Source organism: Planktothrix sp. FACHB-1355 (assembly GCF_014748295.1).
GTDB lineage: Bacteria > Cyanobacteriota > Cyanobacteriia > Cyanobacteriales > Aerosakkonemataceae > Aerosakkonema > Aerosakkonema funiforme_A.
The window spans coordinates 1-2,098 of the sequence record NZ_JACJUP010001198.1 but is presented as its reverse complement, the minus strand read 5'-3'; the positions used below and the strand labels follow the sequence as shown (position 1 = coordinate 2,098).

Genomic DNA, 2,098 nt, shown 5'->3' with positions numbered 1-2,098 from the left:
AACGCCGCTATCGCGATCGCCCAAAGATCCGGTACAGGTACGATCGTGCTTCGAGTCAAGTGATGATGCAGCATATAAGCATGAATTTCACCGCCTGTAAATATGCGACTTCTATCCGAATCATTCTGTCTGCGCCAGTATGCGATCGCAGCAGGCAAAGGAAAATTATCCTCGCCATCCCGCGATACTCCAGCATTCAAATATCCACCCGGTACAATCATCACCGCTTGCTGTTGAAGGTGACTTAGCTGCGAACGATCGGTAGTATTTTTGAGTAACTGCCAAGCTGGAATGCGTTCGTAAACTTGTTCTGGAGGAATAGAAAAATCAAGGATCGGATGCAACCAAGTTTGCCCGAAATTGTAAGAAAAGGCAGTAATCGGTTGTAGGTGCGATGCCGAAGCAAACAAACTCGTATATTCCCGTTGATGCTGATGTTTAAAATCGGATTTTATCTGGTCGATAAAATCTTCTCCACTTTCCAATTTGGGTTGAGTCGATAATAAATATGACTGAAAATTTAGTTGATAAGCTAGCGCTAATAAGTAAGAAAACGGCAACATATCCGAGTAATAATTATCTCCCGGTGCGAGTTTCATATAGCTGCCAACAGGTATAGCCATATCCCCTTGCAAACTCCATTTAGGGCTGGCAATTTCAGGCAAAACTTTGAGTCGCTGTCCTGTTTCGTCTTGAGTTTCTACAAATACAAACCAAGTTCCGTATGGTTGCTTTTGGACAGCCTTACGCAGAGATTGACTTAGCTTGCGATCGCTCTCAGTTCGGGGTAGAACTAAGAGATAATCCAAACCGATAACTCTGGCATTTAAAGCCGAAAGCCGATCCACCAACTTAGCCAAATAATCGCGAGGCATTGGTTTGGATTCATTGAGATTTCCTTCATCAATCGATCTTTGATCGATTTGAACCAGCAAAACAGGAGGCGGCGCTTTAGTGTTGGGAATTTGCCCAGTAAATTGGCGATACATTGCTTGTAGTAGCACCCGTCTTTCTAACAAATATCCCTGCACTGGTAACTGCAAACTCAGTAAAATTAATGTCAAAACAGCGATCGTCTCTTGTCTTGTCGGCAACAACTGTTTGAGATGTTGCCTGACCCCATGAGGTTTGAGTCGGAACAAAACTGCATCCGGGTGACAAAATAGGGACGGAATTAGATAAGCAGATGGATAAATATAATTTTTTTCATTTTGGAAATATTCACAAGCTGCCTGTAAAGATTCCCAGACATCTTTGGATTCGGCCAAACTTCGTAAAAACTGCACCAAAAATGCTTGTGCGACTGCGTTGTGGATAGGTTCCCGCATAACGGCAACCTGACTCAATCCCAAATCGATCAGCGATTCGGCAATCCTCAAACCGCTACAGGAATTAAAAATAGCAAATTGCAAACCTCTTTTTTTAGCAATAGTTAATTGCGGTGCAATTTCGCTAATTAAAATTGACGCACCGGGAGCGATCGCTACTTCTCCCCCAGTAAAATTTGTCTCGTTGCTGTGTCCGGCAAAAAATAAGATGTCCCAACCTTGTTCGTCGGCGATCGCTTCTCGAATCTCTGACTTTAATTGTGCAATTTCCCGTCCTGGTTGCCAACCGACAAACTTTATTTCGGCAATGCGATCGAGCGATCGCACCGCCGACAAATCCTGCTCGAAATTCAGTCCCCGATCGTCTCCTAAAATTGCTAATATCCTCGCTTTGCGGCGACGGTGCGATCGCATCTGCGACAAATATTTTTCCTCATTTGTTTCTGTCCGAATATTCAGCGGAGTCCGAAAAATGCGAACCTTAGCAGCAGATGCAAATTCGCTGCCAATTTCCCAAGCTTCCCACGGTAAACGCGCTAACTCTAAAGGAGAGCAAGTTAAAAAAATGTCAACTTTATTTTGTGCTTCCTTTCGATCTATGACAAATGACGAATAACCGCTGACAATTTGCCTGCGAATTTCGTATAATTCAGCACTCCGTAACCAAATCCGAAACTGTTGCAGAAAATTTGCTTCTACTTCTACCAGTTTGGCGTGCCAGTCGATATGGCGAATAGAAATAGTGCCGCTGTTTTGTACCCGTCCCCGCA

At 43.9% G+C, this 2,098-nt stretch carries 1 protein-coding gene; it reads right to left on the bottom strand.

What is annotated here, in order from left to right; genetic code table 11:
* A partial coding sequence (locus H6S82_RS30690; RefSeq protein ID WP_191057288.1) for a CHASE2 domain-containing protein occupies nucleotides 1-2,098 on the bottom strand: 2,098 nt, incomplete at both ends.